This is a genomic window from Haloarcula rubra (assembly GCF_019599465.1).
In the GTDB taxonomy this organism is placed as follows: domain Archaea; phylum Halobacteriota; class Halobacteria; order Halobacteriales; family Haloarculaceae; genus Haloarcula; species Haloarcula rubra.
The window spans coordinates 148,045-168,874 of record NZ_RKLR01000001.1; the positions used below are offsets into that span (position 1 = coordinate 148,045).

Below are 20,830 nucleotides of genomic sequence, written 5' to 3' on the forward strand. Positions count from 1 at the left end.
TGCATGAGTCAGCAGGCACAACCCCGCCCGTCGGAGGACTCCGCAGACTCGCTCTCGAAGGGCGAGATTTTCGACGTCCTCCAGAACGAACGCCGTCGCTACGTCCTGCAGTACCTCCGCGAGAACGGCGGCCCAGTAGAATTGGGTGCCCTCGCCTCACACGTCGCGTCACGGGAGTACGACTGCGACTCCGACGACGTCTCCAGCGCTCAGCGGAAGCGTGTCTACACGACGCTCCAGCAGACCCACCTGCCGCGGATGGACGAAGCCGGTATCGTCGAGTACGACGCCGACGACGGCGTCATCGCGACGACGCCGCAGACGAACGAACTGACGGTGTATCTCGAAATCGTCCCCGGGAGCGAGTTCCCGTGGCGCGAGTACTACCTCTCCTTCGGCGCCATCAGTCTCGCCGTCGTCGTCGTTCTTTGGGTCGGCGTCTACCCCTTCACCCTGCTCCCGCCGCTCGTGTGGGCGACGGTGATGGCCGTCGTCCTCACCGGGTCCGCGCTGTACCACACCGTGCTGGGCCGGGAGATGACGCTGACCGAGTTCAACGACGACGACAAGTGACGTCTCCAGTATTCACTGATGATAATCAGAGGGCGTTCGACCGCCTTTTTAAATATCGAGCCCTCGAACCAGTTTTTCGGTTTACAGGTGGGTCTTGAGGGGTTTCAGGCCCGGCTTGAAGCGCTAAAACGTAGTGTGGGTATAAGTGTACCCACCTCATGTGAGGTGACACAGCACACCTTCGCGAGCGATAATCTGTGGTGTGGTGGGGTTAAGGACTGATTATCGCCCGGGAAACAACACACTGCGGTGTGCGTGGACACAAACACATGGACCTAAAAGAACTGTTCAACGACGACGACGCTGTCTCGCCCGTTATCGGGGTCATCCTGATGGTAGCTATCACAGTCATCCTCGCGGCGGTCATCGCGTCGTTCGTCCTCGGACTCGGCGACCAGGCACAGCAGACGACTCCTCAGGCGAGCTTCGCATTCGACTACGACGCTAGTGCTGGTACTGCGTCTGACAGTGGTATTCTTACCATCACTCACGATGGCGGCGATACCATCCAAGCAGGCAGTCTCTACCTTCGGGGTAGCAATATCATGACCTCCTCGGAAGCGAGTACAGACAGTATTTCGAATGCTAACTACTTCGAAGGAGATGGTGCGTGGTCAGACTCATCAGCCTTTGGAGGAACTAGCAGTGAGGTCTCAGCAGGTTCCGGTATAGATGCTGCTGCGTTCAACGACTACGATGTTCGCGTCGTCTACGAACCACCGGAAGGCGACAACTCCGCCACGCTCGCTCAAGACTCCGGCCCCGAAGCGTAACTAACTCGCTTCCATTCTCGTATTTTTCAGCCCGATAGCGACGGCTACGCCACGATGCTTTTATTTACACCACCCAAGAGCAACGTAATGATGGATTACCAGCGTGCCATCGTGCTGGGGGTGGCGAGCGTCGTCGTCGTCACGGCAGTCGTCTCGGGGCCGCTGGTGCCCGGTGTCACACTGACACAGGAGCACGACGTCGCCTACGGAGAGGGGAACGCGACGGTCGCGGGGGTGCAGTTTCCCGACCGTGTGACCGTCGAGCGGGCCTCGTACGGGCAGGAGGGGTACTACCTCGACATCCCGCCGGCGACGGTGCAGTTCACCTCGCTATCGGGGTCACCGACGGTCACGTACCGTCTGAGCGTCGCGGAACTCGGGTACAGCAGGTCGACGGTGCACTTTCTCGACGACGGCGTCGGCAAGCGGTTCGAGGTGACGCTGCAAGCCGACAGTTTCGGTGCCGACGAACTGTCCCGAGAGAGCTACGCCGGGACGCTCGACGTCGTCGTGGACGACGCGCGTAGTCGCCGCGTAGTGGGCCAGCGGAACGTCACCGTCGAGGTGGTGGGATGAGCACCGACACCGTCGTCGGACGACGTCTCGACCGGAAGCGGCTCACACGCGTCCGCGAGAGCGTCGTCGCCGTACTCTTCGGCGATAGAGTCGGCCTCGCCCTGTTCCTCGGGTGTGCCTGTCTGTTCGCGCTGTTCTGGCGCACGACGATCCTCATCACAGATACGTACACGCTCGCGAACGGCCTCTACAGTCTCTCGAACGGGAACGTCTTCCTCACCGAGGCGGTGTACGGCCCGAGTCTGGACACGCCGGGCACGGAGTACTACCGGGGCAACCCTATCGCTCGGAACTACGGCGCTATCGTCCTCTCGCTACCGTTCTGGGCGCTGCTCGAAGGTCTCGGCGCGGTCGTCGACCTGCGAATCGGCATCGTCGCACTGTGGTCGCTCGGATTGCTCGCATTCGTCGTCACCCTCGGCCGACACCTCGATAGCGAGACTGTCGTCGCAGGGGGGAGCGTGCTCGTGCTCGCCGTCTTCGGCCTGAACGTCGCACTGGCCCGGCCGCTCGATAGCGCGTCGACCCATCTCTACGCGCTCCAGTTGTTCCACCTCACCGTCGCGGCGTTCGCGCCAGTCCTGCTGTATCGACTGGTCCGGCGGATGCACACGAGTCGCGTCGGTACCCTGACTGCAGTGGCGTTCACCCTCGGAACGCCGCTGGCGCTCTGGGCGACGGTACCGAAACGCCACGTCTTGACGGCGACCGTGGTCGTGGCAGTCGCGTACTGCCTCTACCGGAGCCGGATGCCGACCGACGGCGTCCTGATGAGACGGCCAGCGACCTTCCGTGCGCTCGCCTACGCGCTCGTCGGGCTGTACGCGTGGGTGCACGCGCCAGAAGCGTTGCTCCTCGCCGTCGTCCTCGCGCTCGTCGACGTCCCGACCGCGCCGGAGAACAGTCCGAGGACGCTGCTACTCGTCGCCGTCGCGTTCGGCCTCTCGCTGGTCCCGTTCTTCGTGACGAACGCACTCGTCGCCGGGTCACCAATCCGCCCGCCACGGTTGCTCGCCGTCGCCGGGTCGGGTGGCGGGAGCGGGAGTACCGGCACCGCAGCCGCCGGGTCGGGAAGTGGTGCTACCTCGACGGGCATCCTGACGGTGCTCGCTCCGTTGTTCACCGCCATCGAACCGGTTGTCGAGCCCCTGCTCCTCCTCGGTGGCGAACTCCTCGTAGGCGCACAGGCAATCGTCTCGCAACCGTCCGAACTCTACCACGCCCTCGTCCGCTCGGGCTACACGGCCGGGACGGTCGACCTGTCGAACGAGGAGGCGGTCAACCTCTCGCTGCTGGAGTCGGCCCCAGTGTTGCTCGCCCTCGCCGGCGTCGTCGCGTCACTTCGGGGACGACGCCGACGGCCGTCGATTCCGTCTCGGATTCTCTCGGGACCACGCGTCGTCGATATCTTCGCGATACTCCTGTTGCTGGGCGTGACGTTGCAGTACGCCAGTCGGTTGCCGATTCACGCCCAGATAACGGTTCGGTACCTGTTCCCGCTCTACCCGCTGGGTATCTACCTCCTGATTCGTCTCCCGGTCTTGCGAGCGACGCTCGCGGAGAACTATCGACTGTTCGCCTGGACAGTGGCCGGCAGTATCGCCGTCGGCGGCCAACTCGTCGTCGTGGTCGTCGCGCTCACGACGAACGGCCTCGGCGAAGCGTTCCAGTTCCACGCACTGCTCTCGCTGGCCGTCGCGATTCCGCTCGGCGTGTGGGCGGTCGCCGGCAGTTCGGACGGCTGGTCCGGGCGCGTCGGTGCCGTGCTCCTCGGTGTGACCACGGCCCTCCCGGCGCTGTTCGGCCTCCTCACCGCCGTCGAGTACTACGCGCTCGGCGACACACACGCTCTGCCGATGGTTCGCGCCCTCGGTGAACTGCTGCCCCTGCTGTGACTCGTTGACGACGAATTTTTGTACGGGCTCGCAGTACCGCCAGCATGGACCAGCTCAAGGAGTCGCTCCTCGACGCGCCGATAATCGAAAAGGACGGCTATCACTACTTCGTCCACCCCATCAGCGACGGCGTCCCGATGCTGCGCCCGGAACTCCTCCGCGAAATCGTCATCAAGATCATCCGGAAGGCGGAACTGGAGAACGTCGACAAGATCGTCACGCCCGCGGCGATGGGCATCCACCTCTCGACGGCCGTCTCCCTGATGACCGACATCCCCCTCGTCGTCGTCCGCAAGCGCCAGTACGGACTGGACGGAGAAGTCGCGCTCTCGCAGGTCACCGGCTACTCCGAGAACGAGATGTACGTCAACGACGTCTACGAGGGCGACCGCGTCCTCGTCCTCGACGACGTGCTCTCGACGGGCGGGACGCTCGCGGCACTGACCGGCGCGCTCGAAGACATCGGTGCCGACATCCGCGACATCGTCTGTGTCATCAAGAAGGCCGACGGCGAGAACCGCCTCGACGAGGCCGGCTACGACGCGAAGACGCTCATCAACGTCACCGTCGACGACGGCGAAGTCGTCATCGTCGACGAACACGGCGACGGATAGCACGCACACTGCCTGCGGTTTTGGAGTTCGTCAGACGGATACCGGCTCGGTCGTCCGTAGTATAGTTATAATCTCCGTGGACGGGTTCGTCGCTCTGGGTCTTGAGAGCGACAGAATATAGCGGGAGGTAGATTTGAACTACCGATCTGCGGGTTATGAGCCCGCCGGAATCTCCTGGCTATCCCATCCCGCTACCTGTTCATACCCGAGGCCCCTCATTAAGGGTTGTGATTCGAGTGCCGTCCGTGAATTAGTGACGCGCTATGCGGCGCCGTCCCGGTGGACCTGCCACGTGAACAGACTCTCGAAGACGTAGTTGACGAGCATCGCGACGGCGATGGCGATAGGGCTCGCGGCGATGAACCAGAGGTCGGTATCGAAGACGACGAGTTCGACGGTGAGGTACTGGGTCAGGAACCAGTAGACGACGAGCTGGACGGTGACGCCGCCCGAGCGGACGACATGGGACTTCACGAGGCGTTTGAGGAAAGGGCCACGACCGGCGGCACCCATCGTCGAGAACGTCCAGTGTTCGTTGACGAGGAACATCACGACGATGGCCGTCTCGATGCCGGCGGCCTTCGCCCAGAGGTCCGGGACGCCGAAGACGAGGCCGAGAACCGCAAGGACGGTGTTGTCGCTGACGGCACCGACGACGCCGACGGAGACGAACTGGCCGAACCGGACACCGGAGACGAGCGACTCGAACCGGTCGGGAACGAAGCGCCGGAGGCGGTCACCCGGTCCGTTCATCGGTCACGTTCGACGAGCGCCGTCGGGTCCTCCCGGCGGGCGGCGATAGCGGTGTGGAGGCGGTCGTCACTGAGTTGTTTCGCCCGGTGACGGGCGGCCAACAGCGCCCGGAACAATGCGACGGAGTCACGGACCGGCGAGACGGTCGACCCCGGTCTGTCCTCCCACGTTATCGGCACCTCGGTGACGCGCAGATCGAGCGCCCCGGCCATCGCGACCAGTTCGACGTCCCACGCGAACCCGGGTTCGTAGAGGTGCCGGCGGACCTGCGCCCACGCGCCAGCGTCGATGGCCTTCGCGCCACACTGGTAGTCGTACAGCGAGACGTCGAGGAGGCGGCCGGCCAGCCACGCGAACGCGTCGCCGAGGAACCGGCGGGCGAACGTCTGGTGGCTGGCGACCGCGGCGTCGGGGTGGCGTCGGGACCCAACGGCGAGATCGGCGTCGCCGTTGGCGACCGGCGACACCACTTCGGCGAGGGAGTCGACGGGGGTCGACCCGTCGGCGTCGGCGAAGACGAGGACGTCCGTCGACAGCGTCTCGAACCCGGCGGTGACGGCGGCACCTTTCCCGCGGCGGTACGGCACCGTCTCGACGCGCGCCGGCAGGTCGGCCAGTCGCTCGGGCACGTCGTCTCTCGGCGCGTCGAGTTCGACCACGATGGTCGCCGGGTCGAGGTACTCGTCGATGGCGGTGACGTACGTCCGCAACTGGGCGACGTCGGGGCGGTAAGCCGGGACGACGATACCGACGGAACGCGACATCGTGTTAGCTTCCTCGGTGGGCGAGTAAAAACAGTTCGAAGACGCGTGCTACACCGACCGGTGCAAAAGACGTATAGGCCCGCGTCGCACTCTCTCGGGTGATGGAGTACGGCCTCGTCGTCCTCTGGCTCGCGCTCTACCTGTCGCTCTGTTACGTCGGCGCGACGGTCGCTGCGGTCCTGTTCCCGCGGTTCGCGAACCGTGGCGTCGCGTTCGGTATCCCCGTAGCGCTGACGATACTGTGGCTCGTCACCTACGTCGTCGGTCGCCTCTCGCTGACCGCGGGCATCTACCTCGGACTCGTCGCCCTCGTCGCCGCCGCGGGGGTCGCCGCCGTCCGGGGCGTCACCGTCGACGGACGGGCCTACGCGGAGGTCGCGGCCGTGTTCACGCTCGCCTTCGGTTTCCTTGTCGCCGTCCGGGCCTTGGACCCCGCCATCGTCCCCATCGGTGGCGAGAAGTTCCTCGACTACGGCCTGTTGAAGTCGCTGTTGCGGGCCGACACGCTCCCGCCGGAGGACATGTGGTTCGCCGGCGAACCGGTGGCGTACTACTACGGCGGCCACCTGCTGGCGGCCATCCTCACGCGTCTCACGGGAACTGCCGGCCAGTACGCCTACAACCTCGCTCTCGCGGGGTTCTACGCGACGCTCGTGACCGCGGCCTACGGACTGGCTGGCGCCGTCGCGGCCGACAGAGGCGTCCCCCGCCGACTGGCCGCGGGGTTCTCAGCCTTCTTCGTCGGCGTCGCCAGCAACCTCTCGACGCCCACGCGGTTCCTCATCTGGCTCCTGCCCGAGGGCGTCACGCAGTGGGTGGCGAGCGCCGTCGGCTACGAAATCGAGGGGCTCGCCGCCGGACCCGACCGCTTCAGCTACTGGGACGCCAGCCGGGTCATCACCGACGACGCCGGTGACTTCGTGACCTACGAGCCCAGTGCGGCCTTCGTCATCGACGAGTTCCCCCTCTTCGCGTGGCTCAACGGCGACATGCACGCTCACATGATGAGCACGGGCTTCCTGCTGTTGGCTGCCGCGCTGTGTTTCAGTTACTACCAGACGCCGGCGGTGGAGTGGCGTCGCCGACTGACGCTCCTGTTCGGAGCGCTCCCGACGCTGGCGGGCCTGATGGCCGTGACGAACACGTGGTCGTTCCCCTCCGTCGCCGGCCTCGCGATGCTGACCGTCGTCCTCGCCCCGTCGGACCCGACGACGCTGTTGCCCAACGGCGTCGGCCGGCGACTCCGGACGACCGGCCTGACACACGAGGCCGTCCGCGTCGGCGTCGCACTCGCCGTCGCCGTCGCCATCGTCCTCGTCGGGTTGCTGTGGTCGCTCCCGTTCTGGCTGGGTGCGGCGAGCGGCCGCGAGATAGCCGTCCTCCCGGACCGGACCTCCCTGCTCGAACTGCTCTCGGTCCACGGCGTGTTCCTCGTCCCGTTCGCGCTCTACCTCTACGCGCAGGCCGGACGGGCGCTCGGGACGGACCGAGCACGGGTGGTCGGTGTGGCGACGGTGGGCGTCGTCTTCCTCGGCGCGGCGGTCGACCTCGCCGCGGTCGGACTCCTCGTCCCGCTCGTCGCCGGAACGTGGCTGTTCGCCCGGTCGCCGTCGCTGAGTCGGTCGCTCGATTCCGTGCCCGCGCTCACCGACGGCGGTGACCGCACTGTCGACTTCGAAGTCGTCCTGATTCTGGCCGGTGCCGGCCTCGTCTTGCTCGTGGAGTTCGTCTTCGTGAAGGAGAACATCGGCCGGATGAACACCGTGTTCAAGACGTACATGCAGGTGTGGGTGCTGTGGGCGGCCGCCGTCGGCCCCGTGCTGGCGTGGCTCCTCACACGGTGGCGGCCCGACGGGGAGACGCGGCGGACGGTGACGACGACCGGGATACGGGCGTTCGTCGCCCTGCTCGTCGTCTCGACGTCGGTGTACGGCGCGTTCGCGCTCTCGAACCACGTCGGCGCCGCCGGCGACCCGACGCTGGACGGCACTGCGTATCTGGACCGCGAACACCCACGGGAGGCCGAGGCGATTCGCTGGCTGGACCGGACCGTCGAGGGGCGACCGACCATCGTCACCGCCGCGCCCGCCGGCTACCGGTGGAACCCCGACGAGGGCAAGGGGTCCAGTGCCCCGGCGAGTCTGACCGGCCTGCCGACGGTCGCTGGCTGGTACCACGAGGCCCAGTACCGCAACGAAACGGTGTATCAGACGCGCGTCGAGGACGTCAGGACGATATACACCGGCAGCGCCGGCGACCAGATAGCGCTCCTGCGGCAGTACGACGTGCGGTACGTCTACGTCGGGCCCGCAGAGCGCGCCCGGTACGGGGAGATAACGGTCGACCACGTCTCGGGCGTGACTGTAGAGAAACGGGCCGGGGATGTGGTGGTGTACCGCGTCCACCGAGAACAGCTCTGAGAAGCGACGGGACCGCGTTCAGGCTTCGGCGCTCGGTTCGCCGCGTTCGCGAAGGACCGTGACCGCTTCGGCCTCGACGTCCTCGGTGTCGAGGTGAATCGGGATGTAGTCCTGTCGTTTGAACGTCTCCTCCTCGTCTTCCTGTCCGATAGTACACCACAGTTGCGGGCGGTCTGGGCCGTGCCAGTCGCCCTGTCGAGCGACGGCGAACACCTCGTACTCGTCGCCGTCGTACTCGATGCGGCCGCCCTTCCGGAGGCCGGGGTCCCCGTGGATGATGAGCTTCTTCATGGCAGTGGCTTCGGAAACGGCGTACTTAGTGACTTCGAAGGCGAGCGAGAGAACGGTCCACATGGCGAGACGGCGGCCCACTCCGAACCGTACGGGTTTTAAGCGCCCGTGTCGAATCGCCCGTAAGGTCGATATCTATGGAGATGCCGCGACGCTTCAATACGTACTGTCCGCACTGTAACGAGCACAACGAACACGAGGTCGAGAAGGTCCGTTCCGGTCGCGAGACCGGAATGAAGTGGATCGACCGCCAGCGCAAACGCAACTCCGGTATCGGGAACGACGGGAAGTTCTCGAAGGTCCCCGGTGGGGACAAACCCACCAAGAAGACGGACCTCAAGTACCGCTGCGGAGAGTGTGGCAAGGCCCACCTCCGCGAAGGATGGCGCGCCGGCCGACTGGAGTTCCAGGAGTAATCATGGCTGGAAGCTTCGTCACCGTCGCCTGTCCGGACTGCGAGAACGAACAGACCCTCTTCGAGAAGGCGTCGACCGAGGTCTCGTGTGCCGTCTGTGGCCACACCCTCGCCCGACCCACCGGTGGGAAAGCCGCCATCGAAGGCGAAGTGACCGACGTCGTCGAGGCCCGATAGGATGAAATACAGCGGCTGGCCCGAACCGAGCGAACTCGTCGTCGGCAAGGTCGACGAGATCGAGGACTTCGGCGTGTTCGTCGACCTCGAGGAGTACGAGGGCAAGCGTGGCCTCTGTCACATCTCCGAGGTCGCCAGCGGATGGATCAAGAACGTCCGCGACCACGTCAACGAGGGTCAGACGGTCGTCGCCAAGGTGCTAGACGTCGACGAGAGCGCCCAGCAGATAGACCTCTCCATCAAGGACGTCAACGACCACCAGCGCAAAGAGAAGATTCAGGAGTGGAAGAACGAGCAGAAGGCCGACAACTGGATGGAACTGGCCTTCGGCGAGGACATCGACGACGAGGCGTACAGCGCCGTCGCGAACGCGCTCCTGGCCGAGTTCGGGTCGCTGTACGACGGGTTCGAGGCGGCCGCCATCCACGGCGCCGACGCTCTCGACGAGACGGACCTCGACGACGACGAAGTCGAGGCCATCGTCCAGACGGCCCGCAACAACGTCTCGGTGCCGTACGTCAACGTCACGGGCTACGTCGACCTCGAGTGCCCGACCGCCGACGGCGTCGACGTCATCAAGGAGGCGCTGAAGGCCGCCGAGGGCAACGGCGAGGTGCCCGAGGAGATTCAACTCGAAGTCACCTACGTCGGGTCCCCGGAGTACCGCATCCAGGTACAGGCGCCCGACTACAAGACGGCCGAGGGCGAACTCGAAGAGAGCGCCGCCCGCGCGAAGGCCGTCGTCGAGGAGCACGGCGGGAGCGCCGAGTTCCACCGCGAGCGTAGCGAAGACGACGAGTAACGATGAAGTCCGACATCCGGGTGTGTTCGGCGTGGGACACCGAACACGGCGCCCCGGTGTACACCCTCTCCGACTCCTGTCCCGAGTGTGGCGCCGAGGCGGTCAACAGCGCCCCGGCACCGTTCGACCCGACGGACCCCCACGGCGAGTATCGACGTTCACTTAAGCGCCGCAACCGCCAATAGGCGGTATGGACGAATTCGACATCGAAGTACTCGCCGACCCGGACCTGGAGGACCCCGTCCTCGTCGAGGGCCTCCCCGGTGTCGGACACGTCGGAAAACTCGCCGCCGAGCACCTGCTGGAGGAACTGGACAGCGAACTCGTCCGGCGCGTCTACTCGACGCACTTCCCGCCGCAGGTCAGCATCGACGACCGGACGGCCCAGCTAGCGAGCGCCGAGTTCCACGCCGTCACGCCCGAGGAGGGCCGGGACATGCTCGTCCTCTCGGGCGACCATCAGGCACAGGACAGCGAGGGCCACTACGGCCTGACCGACGCGTTCCTCGACGTCGGCGAGGACTTCGGCGTGGAGGAAGTGTTCGCGCTGGGCGGGGTCCCCACCGGCGAACTCATCGAGGAGTACGACGTGCTGGGCGCGACGACCACCGACGAGTTCGCCGACAGGCTCGAAGCGTCGGGCGTCGTCTTCCGCGAGGACGAACCCGCCGGCGGCATCGTCGGCGTCTCCGGACTCCTGTTGGGCCTCGGCGAACGGCGCGACATCCCGGCGGCCTGTCTGATGGGCGAGACGTCCGGCTATCTGGTCGACCCCAAGAGCGCGCAGGCCGTCCTCGAAATCCTCCAGGACGTCGTCGGCTTCGACGTCGACTACGAGTCGCTGGAGGAACGGGCCGACGAGATGGAGGAAGTCGTCCGGAAGATACAGGAGATGGAACAGCAGAACGCGCCGTCGCCGGCCGACGAGGACCTCCGGTACATCGGGTGACAGCGAGAATTTCTTATTTCGCCGGCGCCAACGGACTCGCGTGCAGGTAGACCCGAGTTCGGTACCGGAGTGGTTGCTCCTCGGCGTGGTCCTCGGCCTCGGCGGGAGTCTGCTGGTCGCCGGACTGTTCGTCCTCGCGGGGCGACTCTTTCCCGCCGACCAGCAGGCACGCCAGTTGCGCGACGGCGGCGAGGAACGCCGACGCGCGGAGTTGCGAGAGTATCTGCAGGCCATCGACGAGCAGTTCGCGGAGAACCACTTCGTCGAGGGCCAGCACGTCGCCTTCTACCTCCCCAAACGGGACGTCGCCATCACGTTCGACGCGCGGGCGTACTACCGCATCGAGCGGTCGCCGACGCGGCCGGTCCTCGTCGAGCACGAGATGCCGGGCGTCCATCTGGGCGCTCGCCTCCCCTTCGAGACGCCGGAGGTGTCGCTCGGACCGGCCCCCGAGCGGTCCGCCGACCCGACGTTGCAGGCGTTCGCCGAACTCGGACTGCGACAGACGGCGACGCTGGCCGAGGTGAAGTCGGCCTACCGCGACCGGGTGAAAGAGGTCCACCCGGACCACGGCGGCGACGAGGACGAGTTCAAGCGGGTGCGTGAGGCGTACACGATGGCGAAACAGCACGCCTCGTAGTCGGGGGCGACCACTAGCCGTCTCGCTGGGCCTCGTACAGGTGGACCATCTCGGCGACGAACCAGAGTTTCAGCGCCATCGACAGCGCCGTCGCGAGCGCCGTCTCCGCGGGGTGACGGCGGACGGCAGCGTAGAGCGCGTACAGCCCCGCCACGCCGGTGAGGTAGTTCAGGACGGTCGGATAGCTGGTCGCGTCGCGGTCCGCCTTCGTCCAGAGCCGCTCGCCGTACACCCCCTTCGTCATCCACGCACTGTCGTCCTCGGGCGGCGCGAACAGGAAGGGATTGACGGCGACGAACGCGAGCGTCAGCACGAGGCCGCGCCAGTCCCGCCGGTAGAGGCAGGCAATCAGGAGCGGCAGGGTCGGGACGCGGGACCACCCGCTCAGTGGGTTGGCGTGACGCGCCCAGAAGTAGCGGTCGAGGGCGGAGTCGTCCGAGGGGAGGTGGGACGGGGCCATACCCAACGGTCGGCTCGCCCCGTCAAATCCCTACCGACGGTTCAGAGCCCCTGACTCATCAGGTGAGAGCGGAGGAGGTCGGCCTCCTTGCTCCCGGCGACGGGGTTGACGAGCACCACGTCCTCGTCCGGCGCGAAGGCGTCGCGGTTGGCGAGCGCTCGGACGCCGGCGACGGCAGTCCCGCCGGTCGCCCCGACTTCGGGCCCCATCTCGCACCCGTCGACCGCACCCTGCAACACGTCCTCGTCGGGTACCGCGACGGCACCGCCGTCGGTCGCGTGCAGGGCGTCGACGGCGGCGGCCCCGGCGGCCGGGTCGGGAATCTCCAGTGGCCCGACGATGGTGTCCGGGTGGTCGACCGGCGTCGGGTCGGCCACGCCGTCGCGCACCGCGTCGGCGATTGGCGCCGACGCGTCCGGCTGGGCCGCGTAGAGTCGGGGGACCGACTCGACGAGGCCGGTCGCCGCGGCGAGTGCGAAACCGCGTTCGAGGCCGACGACCGTCTCGCCGTGGCCGGTCGGGTGGACGACGGCGTCGGGTGCGGTCCACGCGCGGTCGTCGAGGAGTTCCAGCGCCAGCGCCACGCCGCCGGCGACGCGGAAGGGGTGGCCGGGCGCGACGGACGTGAACGCCTCGTCGCTCCCTTCGAACGCCGCCACAGCGTCGGGATAGCGGCCCTCGACGACGTACATGTCGCCGCCGTGGACGTTCACCATCGCCTTGTTGAGGAACGGACAGCGCGAGGGGACGAACCCCTTCGAGTCGACGTCCGCGCGGGCGGCGTACGCCGCGGCGGCCTGTGCGCCGTTGCCCGGCGAAGGCGTCGCGACGCGGTCGGCGCCCTGCTGGACGGCCGCCGAGACGGCCAGTGCCAGTTTCCGGTCGGCGAGCGACCCGGTCGGATTGCGGCCCTCGTCCTTGACCGCGGCGCTGGCGACGCCGAGTTCGTCGGCCAGCGTCGGCACCGCGACGAGCGGCGTCGCCCCCTCGTCGATGCTGACGGCCGCGTCGGTCGGGAACGGTCGGGCGTCGTCGGCACTCGCCACCTCGTCGGCGTCGTACTCGGGGGCGAGGACGCCGCCGCAGTCGGGACAGCGCTCTTCGTCGGGGTCGGCTGACGCGCCACACGCGGTACAGGAGAGGCCACGGAACGCCGCTGTCGTCTGCATACCCGGCCGTGAGGACGGCACCCACAAGTGTCGTCCGGTCCACTCCAGCATCCTCATGAGCCACGAGTCCGAACCACGGCCCATGACAGACGTGGTCGTCGCCGGTGGGGGCCTCGCGGGACTGGTCGCGGCCCGCCACCTCGCAGAGTCGGGACTGGACGTGACGGTGTTCGAAGCGAGTGACGGCGTGGGCGGCCGGGTCCGGACCACCCACGAGGACGGCTACACGTTCGACCGGGGGTTCCAGGTGCTGTTCTCCGCCTACCCAGCGGTCCGGCGCGAACTCGACGTCGAGGCACTCTCGCCCCGTCCCTTCACGCCCGGCGCGACCATCGCTCGCCCGAACCACCGGTCCGTGCTGTCGGACCCACTTCGGAACCCGACGGCCGCGCCGCAGACGCTGTTCAACACGGACGTCCGGACGGCCGACAAACTTCGACTCTTTTCGCTCCAGCGTGAACTGGCGGGGCGGGACGCCGAGACCATCCTCGACGGCCCCGGTAGCGGGCAGTCCATCGCCGAGTACCTCGCCGACAGAGGGTTCTCGAAGCGCTTCGTCGAGCGGTTCGCGGCGCCGTTCTACGGCGGCATCACGCTCGACCGCTCGCTGGGCACCGACAGCGCCGTCTTCGAGTACACCTACAAGATGCTGAGCGAGGGCGAGATATTCGTCCCCGCGGCGGGGATGCAGGCGATGCCCGAGCAACTGGCCGACCGCGCCGTCTCGGCGGGGGCGACCATCGAGACGGGGCGCGAGGTGCAGGCCGTCGAGGGGAGCGACGGCGAAGTGACCGTCGAGGTGGCCGGCGAGACGGTGACGGCGGACGGGGCCGTCGTCGCGACGGACCCCGCCACCGCTCGTGAACTCACCGGCGTCGACGCCGTCCCGTCCGACGCGCTGGGCTGTGTCACCCAGTACTTCTCGCTGCCGACGAGCAAGGCGCCGTCGATGGGCAAACGCATCGTCCTCAACGCGGCCGACGACCGCCCGAACACCGTCGCGCCGATGTCCGCCGTCGCGCCCGAGTACGCCCCCGAGGGGATGGAACTGTACAGCGCGACGTTCCTCGGCGTCCCGGACGAGGACGACGCGACGCTGGCGGCCGCGGTGCAGGAGACGCTCGGGTCCTGGTACCCGGCGGCCGGGTTCGACGCGCTCGAACACCTGCGGACCGACCGGGTGCCTCTCGCGCAGTTCGCGCAACCGCCGGGCTTCAGGGCGGGCCTGCCGGACCCCGACGCCCCCGACGGCGACGTCGTGTTGGCCGGTGACTACACCCGCTGGTCGTCGATTCAGGGTGCGCTGGAGAGCGGGAGAATCGCGGCGGAGAGACTGTCCTGAGACGACGTCTCGAAGGCGTCGCGGCGGGCCTACGCTGCCGGGCCGCCGCTACTCGTGTTTCCCTCGTGTCCCTCCTCGTCGTCGATGAGGACCGCCGAGACGTACTTTATCGTCGCGAAGTACAGCAACAGCAGGCAGAACAGCGTTATCGCGATAAGCGCGAGTGCGGCACCAGTCTGAACCATATCCGTGGGTCCACCGCGGTAGCCCAAATACCTACCGTTATACGCTCCGGTGCCGCGCGTCACCGCGCCGTTCGCGGCCGTCTCCCGCCGGTCGCCGAGCCCTTACAACAGCCGACGGAACTCCCCCAGCGGCGGGAACGACCGGGTCTGTCGGGCGCTCTCGTCCCAGACGACCGGTTCGAGCCTGTCGGCGTCGGTGACGAGCGGCGACTGGAAGTCGCCGGCCGACATCTCGTTGACCACGACGCCGGCGTTAAGGCGGTTGAACGACGGGAGCATCACCACGTCCGCACCGCGGTACTGGTCCGGGCCGACCAGATAGCACGGGCGGCGCTGTCCCTCGATGACGATGGTCGGGTGGTCGTGCCCGACGACGTAGCGGTCGGCGTCGCTGTCGGGTGCCTCGTGGCCGTGCAGGACGACGGTGTCGCCGATTCGGTGCTCGCGTTCCGTGGGGCCGTCCCACACCGAGTCCAGCATCGTGTCGTGGTTGCCCGGCGTGACGACGAGACGGGCCCCGGCGTCGCGGGCGACGGCTTTCAGGCCAGCCACGGTGTCCTCGACGGTCCGAGGGACCGTCTGGAAGGAGTGGAGCAAGTCGCCGGCGACCACCACCGTCTCGGGACCGTGTCGCTCGACGAGCGAGCGGAACCGCTCGACGACGTCGGTCCCCGACCCGACCGGAAACTCGAGGTTCCCGCCGGTGCCGCGGCCCACGTGGAGGTCGGCGACGACGAGTGTGTCGCCGACGACCAGCGCCCGGTCGTCGTATCGTGCGTCCATCGGGTCGGTGTCGGGGCTACGCGCACATATCGCTGGCGTCCGCAGGACAGAGGTATTTTTAGCCGTGCCGACTACGGGCCACTATGGTCGACGTCCTCGAGAACAAACGGGCCGCGACGCGCTTTCGCATCCTCGTGGAGATAGCGGAGCGCCAACCCGCGGTCAGTCAGGGCGAGATAGCTGAGGCCGTCGGTGTGACGAGTCAGGCGGTCAGCGAGTACATCCGCGACCTCGTCGACGAGGGCCTCGTCGAGAAGGAGGGGCGCTCTCGCTACCGGGTCACGAAGGAGGGCGTCGACTGGGTGTTCCAGTCGGCGACCGACATGCGGCGGTTCGTCGACCGCGTCACCGACGACGTCCTCGGGAGCGTCCAGGAAGACGCCGCCATCGCCGAGGCCGCGTTAGAGGAAGGCGAGACCGTCTCGCTCTCGCTCTCCGAGGGGTTGCTCCACGCCGCGCCCGGCGACGACGGCGGGGCGACGGGCGTGACGACGACGAGCGCCGCGGCGGGGTCCGTCGTCGGCGTCACCGGATTCGAGGGCGTCATCGACCTCGAACCCGGCCACGTCAGCGTCGTGCAGGTCCCGCCGGTTCGGTCGGGCGCCGTCACGAACACGGACGACATCGCCGCGGCCTGCGAGGACGCCCCCATCGTCACGGCGGCGGGCGTCGAGGCAGTCGCCGCCCTCCGCGAGGCGGGCGTCGAACCGACGACGTACTTCGCGGCCGGCGAGGTGGCCGCCGACGCCGCCTCTCGCGGGTTGGACGCCGTCGTCGTCGCCACACAGGACACGGTCGGCCGCGTCACCGACGCCCTGCGGGACGCGAGCGTCGGCTACGACGTCACGCAGTGAAACCTTTTCCTCGCCGGCGGGCGTCGGGTCGAGTATGAGCGACAGCGACGACGGTTCGGACGACGTGACAGAGGCCGTCCAGACGTTCCTCGGTGAGGCCGACTCGGCCTACGAGGAGTACGACAAGGGGTACACCGACGCCGACGCCATCCTGCGGCGTCTGGAGACGGCAATCGAGTCCCTGCGCGAGGCCACGGGTAGCGACGACGAGTGAGCAGCCGGCCGGCGGGCGAACAGTATTGTAGCCTCGGCGTCACTTCGGAGTATGACCGACGTGGTCGTGGTCGACGGCGCTCGCACAGCACACGGCAGTCTCCTCGGCGCCCTCTCGGCGAAGTCGGCGACGGACCTCGGACGGGCGGCCGTCGAGGGCGTCCTCGACCGCACCGGCGTCGACGAGGGCCTCGTCGACTGGGTGTGTCTCGGCAACGCCGTACAGGCCGGCGTCGGGCAGGTGCCGGCCAGACAGGTCGTGGTCGAGTCGCCGCTCCCCGACCGGTGTCCGGCGACGACCACCAACGAGGCGTCGGGGTCGGGCCTCCGAGCCATCACGACGGCCGTCGACCGCATCGACGCGGGCCGGGCGTCGGCCTGTCTCGCCGGCGGGATGGAGTCGATGTCGAACGCACCCTATCTCGTCCGGGAGATGCGCGATGGCCGCCGACACGGGGACTCGACGCTCGTCGACGCGATGATTCACGACGCCCTGTGGGACGCGACCTACGACGCTCACATGGGGACGCTCACCGACCGCATCGCCGAGCGCTTCGACGTCTCTCGCGAACGGCAGGACGAGTACGCCCGCCGGAGCAACCACCGCGCCGGCGAGGCTATCGCCGAAGGACACTTCGAGAAGGAGATGGTCCCCGTCGAAGCAGGCGACCACCTCGTCACCGAGGACGAAGGCCCGCGCCCCGAGACGACGATGGAGGACCTCGCCAGACTCCCACCGGCGTTCGCCGACGACGGGACCATCACGGCGGGCAACGCCTCGAAACTCTCCGACGGCGCCGGTGCACTGCTACTGGCCGACGCCGAGACGGTCGACGAGGCCGGACTGGGGCCGATGGCCCACGTCGAGGACTACGCCGTCGCCTACCGCGACCCTTCGGAGTTCTCGCTGGCGGTCTGTGACGCCGTCTCGAAACTGCTGGACGGGAACGACCTCTCGGTCGACGACGTCGACCACTTCGAACTCAACGAGGCCTTCGCCGCACAGATGGTGTACGTCGCCGACGAACTCGGGATTCCCCCGGAGAAGCACAACCCGCTGGGCGGCGCGGTGGCGCTGGGCCACCCTATCGGTGCCAGTGGCGGCATCCTCACGACGACGCTGGTGTACGCGATGGAACGCGAAGACCACGACAGGGGCGTGGTGGGGATGAGCGTCGGCGGCGGGGGCGCTATCGCCATGTCGCTGGTGCGGTAGGACCGCCCAGCGGACACGCGAGGAAGTCGGCGGCGGGGGCGCTATCGCCATGTCGCTGGGGCGGTAGCACGAGCGAGACGCTCAAAGGCCGGTCGAAGCGACCGCTGGTTCTTCGGGACCGTGTCGAGTACCCCGTCCCACCGATGCCCGTCCACGCCAATCGGACGCTCCGCTACGTGGCCGTTCTCGTGGTACTCGCCGCCGCTGTCCTCGCCGTGGGTGCGACGACCGCCGAGCGACGCGCCCTGGACGCCGAGTCGGAGTACGTCGACCACCGTCTCGAACAGCAGGCGGCCTGCCTCTCCGACTGGGGGACCGACGAGGGTGCGGGACCGTCCCGTGACGCCGAGATACGGCAGGTGACGCTCGGGGGCGTCTACGTCGACGTGACGGTCCCGTACGCCTACACCGTCGGAACGGGCGACGACAGGGTGTTCGCCGACACTGCCTCCCGGGCCACCTACGTCGTGACACCCACCACGACCACCCGCGTCGGCGGCGACGACGTGGCGGTGTGTTGACCGACGCCGGGCCGACGAAATCGGGAAGAATTATCGGCCTACCCCCCACAGGACAGAGCATGACCGAATTCTCCAGCCGCGTCGAACAGGTATCCATCTCGGGCATCCGCGAGGTGTTCGAGGCCGCGGGCGAGGACGCCATCAACCTCGGCCTCGGGCAACCGGACTTCCCGACGCCGGACCACGCTCGCGAGGCCGCCGTCGACGCCATCCGGTCGGGCAAGGTCGACGCCTACACGTCGAACAAGGGGACCCGCGAACTCCGCGAGGCCATCGCCGCGAAGCACGACCGGGACAACGACCTAGAGGTCGACCCCGAGGACGTCATCGCCACCTCCGGCGGGAGCGAAGCCCTCCACATCGCGCTGGAGGCCCACGTAAACGAGGGCGAGGAGGTCGTCTTCCCGGACCCCGGGTTCGTCTCGTACGACGCGCTGACCCACCTCGCTGGCGGGACGCCCAACCCCGTCGGTCTGCGCGAGGACCTGACGATGGACCCCGCGACGGTCGAGGACGCCATCACCGAGGACACCGCGGCGTTCGTCGTCAACTCGCCGGCCAACCCGACCGGCGCCGTCCAGTCGCCCGAGGACATGCGCGAGTTCGCCCGCATCGCGAGCGACCACGACGTGCTCTGTATCTCCGACGAGGTGTACGAGCATCAGGTGTTCGAGGGCGAGCACCGTTCCCCGGCGGAGTTCGACGATACGGGCAACGTCGTCGTCGTCAACGCCTGCTCGAAGGCGTACTCGATGACCGGGTGGCGCCTCGGGTGGGTCACCGGGTCGAACGAACGCATCGAGCGGATGCTCCGGGTCCACCAGTACGCACAGGCCTGTGCCTCCGCGCCGGCCCAGTACGCCGCCGAGGCGGCACTCACCGGCCCGCAGGAGCCAGTCGCGGAGATGCGTGAGGCCTTCGAGGAGCGCCGCGACGTCCTCTTGGCGGGCTTCGAGGAGATGGGGCTGGAGTGTCCCACGCCGAAGGGGGCGTTCTACGCGATGCCGAAGGTGCCCGAGGGCTGGGTCGAGGAAGTCATCGACCGCGGCGTCGTCGTCGTCCCCGGCGACGCCTTCGGCGAGAACGGCGACGGCTACGCCCGTATCTCCTACGCGACGGACCTGGAGACGCTGAAGGAGGCCATCGACGTCATGGCCGAGGCGACGGCGGCGGTTCGGGAGTAGTCCCGAAATTGGTACGGTCTCGGTAGAGAGTTGCAAGAACGGTTTTCAGGGTCGCTGTCCTCGGTTCGAGCGAACTCGCCGTGGGCCACGTACACGACAGCGACCGGCGGGACGCCGGCGAGCGGACCGCCGAGAGACAGACCTTTGAGACAGGCACGAGCAGTCAGGATACGAGAGGGATGGAGAAAGCGCTCTGGTACCTGCTGACGGCGACGCGTGGCGGTGCCAACAGGGCGCGCATCATCGACGCCCTCACGGAGCGACCGATGAACGCGAACGAACTCGCCGACGAACTGGACGTGGGCTACAAGACGATACGCCACCACATGGAGCAACTCGAAGAGCACGACGTGGTCGAGTCCGGCGACGAGGACTACGCCAAACTGTACTTCCTCACCGACCGGTTCGACCAGTATCGGGACACCTTCGAGGACATCGTGGAGCAGATGGACACATGAGCGACAGCACAGACGGACGGCAGGAGGTCGAGGGCTGATGGCGATGGGGACCCTCATCACCGCCGCGGCGGTACTCGCGGGCGTCAACGTCCTCCTGTTGTTGCCGTTGCTCGGGGTCTGGGTGCGAAACTACGCGACCTTCCGGACCGGACTGGTCGCCGGACTGGTGGCGTTCGCCGTCGCGATGCTCGTCGAGAACGCCGTCGCGCTGTACTTCTTCTTCTCGATGCAGAGCTTCTACGCCGGCGACCCACACGTCCAGCAGGCCGTCCTCGTGTTGCGAGCGCTCCAGTTCGTCGCCATCGCCGGCCTGAGTTACACGACGCTCCGGTAGCTGTCGTCGATATTGCAGTAGCCGAAGGGTCGATAGGGGTCCGACCCGTACGGTGGTTCGATGGACCACCTCGCCCCGTCGAACGTCCCGGTCTACGCGACGCCCGACGAGCAACAGGCAATCTGGGAGCGCTGTGCGAACCGCGGCCACCCCGTCGTCGCCGTCCGGGCGGCGACGCGCGGGTACATCGTCCGCTACGACCTCCAGCACTTGGACGAACAGCTCTCGGCGGCCACGCTCCAGCGGTTGCGCGACCGGGTTCGCTCCCGTCGTCCGTACCCGACGGGGACCGACCCCATCTCCGAGACCGAAGGCGTCGGCGGGGAGGCCGGGCCCGTCTCGGGCGAACTACACACGTCGAGCGAGGGCGACGGCCGAGACCTCGCGTCCCACATCTCACAGTTCGTGCTGGACCGCGACAACTGGCGGTAGGGCCCGCCGAGACAGAGCCGCACGAGACTTTTTGCCA

28 protein-coding genes and 1 tRNA gene are annotated in these 20,830 nt (G+C 67.6%); 21 read left to right on the top strand and 8 right to left on the bottom strand.

The window, feature by feature from the left end; genetic code table 11:
- The first annotated feature begins 3 nt into the window (after nt 1–3).
- The 5 genes from EGH21_RS00800 (at nt 4) to hpt (ending at nt 4,431) form a co-directional block, all read left to right on the top strand.
- Complete coding sequence (locus EGH21_RS00800; RefSeq protein WP_220616576.1) at nt 4–573, top strand: DUF7344 domain-containing protein; 570 nt, start codon at nt 4–6, stop codon at nt 571–573.
- A 269-nt stretch (nt 574–842) separates the two neighbouring features.
- Nucleotides 843–1,346 carry a type IV pilin domain-containing protein gene (locus EGH21_RS00805; protein ID WP_220616577.1) on the top strand — a complete coding sequence of 168 codons (504 nt, stop codon included), beginning with the start codon at nt 843–845 and terminating at the stop codon, nt 1,344–1,346.
- 87 nt (nt 1,347–1,433) lie between these two features.
- On the top strand, nt 1,434–1,922 hold the full coding sequence (locus EGH21_RS00810; protein WP_220616578.1) for a hypothetical protein: 489 nt from the start codon (nt 1,434–1,436) through the stop codon (nt 1,920–1,922).
- Nucleotides 1,919–3,817 carry a hypothetical protein gene (locus tag EGH21_RS00815; protein ID WP_220616579.1) on the top strand — a complete coding sequence of 633 codons (1,899 nt, stop codon included), beginning with the start codon at nt 1,919–1,921 and terminating at the stop codon, nt 3,815–3,817. Before EGH21_RS00810 ends, EGH21_RS00815 begins: the two co-directional genes overlap by 4 nt.
- Nucleotides 3,818–3,861: 44 nt before the next feature.
- Nucleotides 3,862–4,431 carry a hypoxanthine/guanine phosphoribosyltransferase gene (gene hpt / locus EGH21_RS00820; RefSeq protein WP_220616580.1) on the top strand — a complete coding sequence of 190 codons (570 nt, stop codon included), beginning with the start codon at nt 3,862–3,864 and terminating at the stop codon, nt 4,429–4,431.
- A gap of 118 nt (nt 4,432–4,549) precedes the next feature.
- Here hpt and EGH21_RS00825 read toward each other — a convergent pair.
- The 3 genes from EGH21_RS00825 to EGH21_RS00835 all read right to left on the bottom strand — a co-directional run bounded on the left by EGH21_RS00825 (nt 4,550) and on the right by EGH21_RS00835 (nt 5,948).
- Nucleotides 4,550–4,624 (bottom strand) — tRNA-Met (locus EGH21_RS00825).
- Between the two features lie 68 nt (nt 4,625–4,692).
- A complete protein-coding gene (locus tag EGH21_RS00830) occupies nt 4,693–5,184 on the bottom strand; it encodes a GtrA family protein (RefSeq protein WP_220616581.1) in 492 nt (163 codons plus the stop codon).
- Nucleotides 5,181–5,948, bottom strand: coding sequence for a glycosyltransferase (locus EGH21_RS00835; protein WP_220616582.1), 768 nt, complete (start codon nt 5,946–5,948; stop codon nt 5,181–5,183). The genes EGH21_RS00830 and EGH21_RS00835 overlap by 4 nt, the downstream gene beginning before the upstream one ends.
- Before the next feature lie 101 nt (nt 5,949–6,049).
- Here EGH21_RS00835 and EGH21_RS00840 point away from each other — a divergent pair, with 101 nt between their 5' ends.
- The gene (locus tag EGH21_RS00840) at nt 6,050–8,368 is read left to right on the top strand and encodes a DUF2298 domain-containing protein (protein ID WP_220616583.1); all 2,319 of its coding nucleotides are present in this window, start codon (nt 6,050–6,052) and stop codon (nt 8,366–8,368) included.
- 18 nt (nt 8,369–8,386) lie between these two features.
- Here EGH21_RS00840 and EGH21_RS00845 read toward each other — a convergent pair whose 3' ends face one another.
- The gene (locus EGH21_RS00845; protein WP_220616584.1) at nt 8,387–8,659 is read right to left on the bottom strand and encodes an HAH_0734 family protein; all 273 of its coding nucleotides are present in this window, start codon (nt 8,657–8,659) and stop codon (nt 8,387–8,389) included.
- A 137-nt stretch (nt 8,660–8,796) separates the two neighbouring features.
- On the opposite strand from EGH21_RS00845, the gene EGH21_RS00850 reads away from it, so the two are divergent.
- The 6 genes from EGH21_RS00850 to EGH21_RS00875 are packed head-to-tail and all read left to right on the top strand — an operon-like array spanning nt 8,797 to nt 11,642.
- Nucleotides 8,797–9,075, top strand: coding sequence for a 50S ribosomal protein L44e (locus EGH21_RS00850; protein WP_166969205.1), 279 nt, complete (start codon nt 8,797–8,799; stop codon nt 9,073–9,075).
- Nucleotides 9,076–9,077: 2 nt separating this feature from the next.
- Entirely contained in the window at nt 9,078–9,251 is a 174-nt protein-coding gene (locus EGH21_RS00855) for a 30S ribosomal protein S27e (RefSeq protein ID WP_220616585.1), read from the top strand.
- Nucleotide 9,252: 1 nt separating this feature from the next.
- Nucleotides 9,253–10,053, top strand: coding sequence for a translation initiation factor IF-2 subunit alpha (locus EGH21_RS00860; RefSeq protein WP_220616586.1), 801 nt, complete (start codon nt 9,253–9,255; stop codon nt 10,051–10,053).
- A gap of 2 nt (nt 10,054–10,055) precedes the next feature.
- On the top strand, nt 10,056–10,238 hold the full coding sequence (locus EGH21_RS00865) for an RNA-protein complex protein Nop10 (RefSeq protein WP_220616587.1): 183 nt from the start codon (nt 10,056–10,058) through the stop codon (nt 10,236–10,238).
- A 5-nt stretch (nt 10,239–10,243) separates the two neighbouring features.
- The gene (locus EGH21_RS00870; RefSeq protein WP_220616588.1) at nt 10,244–11,002 is read left to right on the top strand and encodes a proteasome assembly chaperone family protein; all 759 of its coding nucleotides are present in this window, start codon (nt 10,244–10,246) and stop codon (nt 11,000–11,002) included.
- Between the two features lie 40 nt (nt 11,003–11,042).
- Nucleotides 11,043–11,642, top strand: a complete 600-nt coding sequence (locus EGH21_RS00875) for a J domain-containing protein (protein WP_220616589.1) — start codon at nt 11,043–11,045, stop codon at nt 11,640–11,642.
- A 13-nt stretch (nt 11,643–11,655) separates the two neighbouring features.
- Here the strand turns inward: EGH21_RS00875 and EGH21_RS00880 are convergent, their stop codons facing one another.
- Together EGH21_RS00880 and EGH21_RS00885 are read right to left on the bottom strand one after the other, a co-directional pair.
- Entirely contained in the window at nt 11,656–12,102 is a 447-nt protein-coding gene (locus EGH21_RS00880; protein ID WP_220616590.1) for a DUF6653 family protein, read from the bottom strand.
- A gap of 41 nt (nt 12,103–12,143) precedes the next feature.
- Nucleotides 12,144–13,271, bottom strand: a complete 1,128-nt coding sequence (locus tag EGH21_RS00885) for a threonine synthase (RefSeq protein WP_220616591.1) — start codon at nt 13,269–13,271, stop codon at nt 12,144–12,146.
- Between the two features lie 82 nt (nt 13,272–13,353).
- Between EGH21_RS00885 and EGH21_RS00890 the strand changes: the two genes are divergently transcribed.
- The gene (locus EGH21_RS00890) at nt 13,354–14,613 is read left to right on the top strand and encodes an NAD(P)/FAD-dependent oxidoreductase (RefSeq protein ID WP_220616592.1); all 1,260 of its coding nucleotides are present in this window, start codon (nt 13,354–13,356) and stop codon (nt 14,611–14,613) included.
- 29 nt (nt 14,614–14,642) lie between these two features.
- Here EGH21_RS00890 and EGH21_RS00895 read toward each other — a convergent pair whose 3' ends face one another.
- Both EGH21_RS00895 and EGH21_RS00900 read right to left on the bottom strand, forming a co-directional pair.
- Nucleotides 14,643–14,798, bottom strand: a complete 156-nt coding sequence (locus tag EGH21_RS00895) for a hypothetical protein (RefSeq protein WP_220616593.1) — start codon at nt 14,796–14,798, stop codon at nt 14,643–14,645.
- A 102-nt stretch (nt 14,799–14,900) separates the two neighbouring features.
- Nucleotides 14,901–15,581: a metallophosphoesterase gene (locus EGH21_RS00900; protein WP_220616594.1), complete on the bottom strand. Its 681-nt coding sequence runs from the start codon at nt 15,579–15,581 to the stop codon at nt 14,901–14,903.
- 83 nt (nt 15,582–15,664) lie between these two features.
- Between EGH21_RS00900 and EGH21_RS00905 the strand changes: the two genes are divergently transcribed.
- The 8 genes from EGH21_RS00905 (at nt 15,665) to EGH21_RS00940 (ending at nt 20,793) form a co-directional block, all read left to right on the top strand.
- A complete protein-coding gene (locus tag EGH21_RS00905; protein ID WP_220616595.1) occupies nt 15,665–16,435 on the top strand; it encodes a DUF7839 domain-containing protein in 771 nt (256 codons plus the stop codon).
- Between the two features lie 34 nt (nt 16,436–16,469).
- Entirely contained in the window at nt 16,470–16,649 is a 180-nt protein-coding gene (locus tag EGH21_RS00910; RefSeq protein WP_220616596.1) for a hypothetical protein, read from the top strand.
- A gap of 51 nt (nt 16,650–16,700) precedes the next feature.
- Nucleotides 16,701–17,864, top strand: a complete 1,164-nt coding sequence (locus tag EGH21_RS00915) for a thiolase family protein (protein WP_220616597.1) — start codon at nt 16,701–16,703, stop codon at nt 17,862–17,864.
- A gap of 143 nt (nt 17,865–18,007) precedes the next feature.
- Nucleotides 18,008–18,385 carry a hypothetical protein gene (locus tag EGH21_RS00920; RefSeq protein ID WP_220616598.1) on the top strand — a complete coding sequence of 126 codons (378 nt, stop codon included), beginning with the start codon at nt 18,008–18,010 and terminating at the stop codon, nt 18,383–18,385.
- Between the two features lie 59 nt (nt 18,386–18,444).
- The gene (locus tag EGH21_RS00925; RefSeq protein ID WP_220616599.1) at nt 18,445–19,569 is read left to right on the top strand and encodes a pyridoxal phosphate-dependent aminotransferase; all 1,125 of its coding nucleotides are present in this window, start codon (nt 18,445–18,447) and stop codon (nt 19,567–19,569) included.
- Between the two features lie 179 nt (nt 19,570–19,748).
- A complete protein-coding gene (locus tag EGH21_RS00930; protein ID WP_220617279.1) occupies nt 19,749–20,027 on the top strand; it encodes an ArsR/SmtB family transcription factor in 279 nt (92 codons plus the stop codon).
- 37 nt (nt 20,028–20,064) lie between these two features.
- The gene (locus tag EGH21_RS00935) at nt 20,065–20,361 is read left to right on the top strand and encodes a DUF8036 family membrane protein (protein ID WP_220616600.1); all 297 of its coding nucleotides are present in this window, start codon (nt 20,065–20,067) and stop codon (nt 20,359–20,361) included.
- Nucleotides 20,362–20,421: 60 nt separating this feature from the next.
- Nucleotides 20,422–20,793 (top strand): hypothetical protein, encoded by a 372-nt coding sequence (locus EGH21_RS00940; RefSeq protein WP_220616601.1) that lies wholly within the window; start codon nt 20,422–20,424, stop codon nt 20,791–20,793.
- Nucleotides 20,794–20,830: the final 37 nt, after the last annotated feature.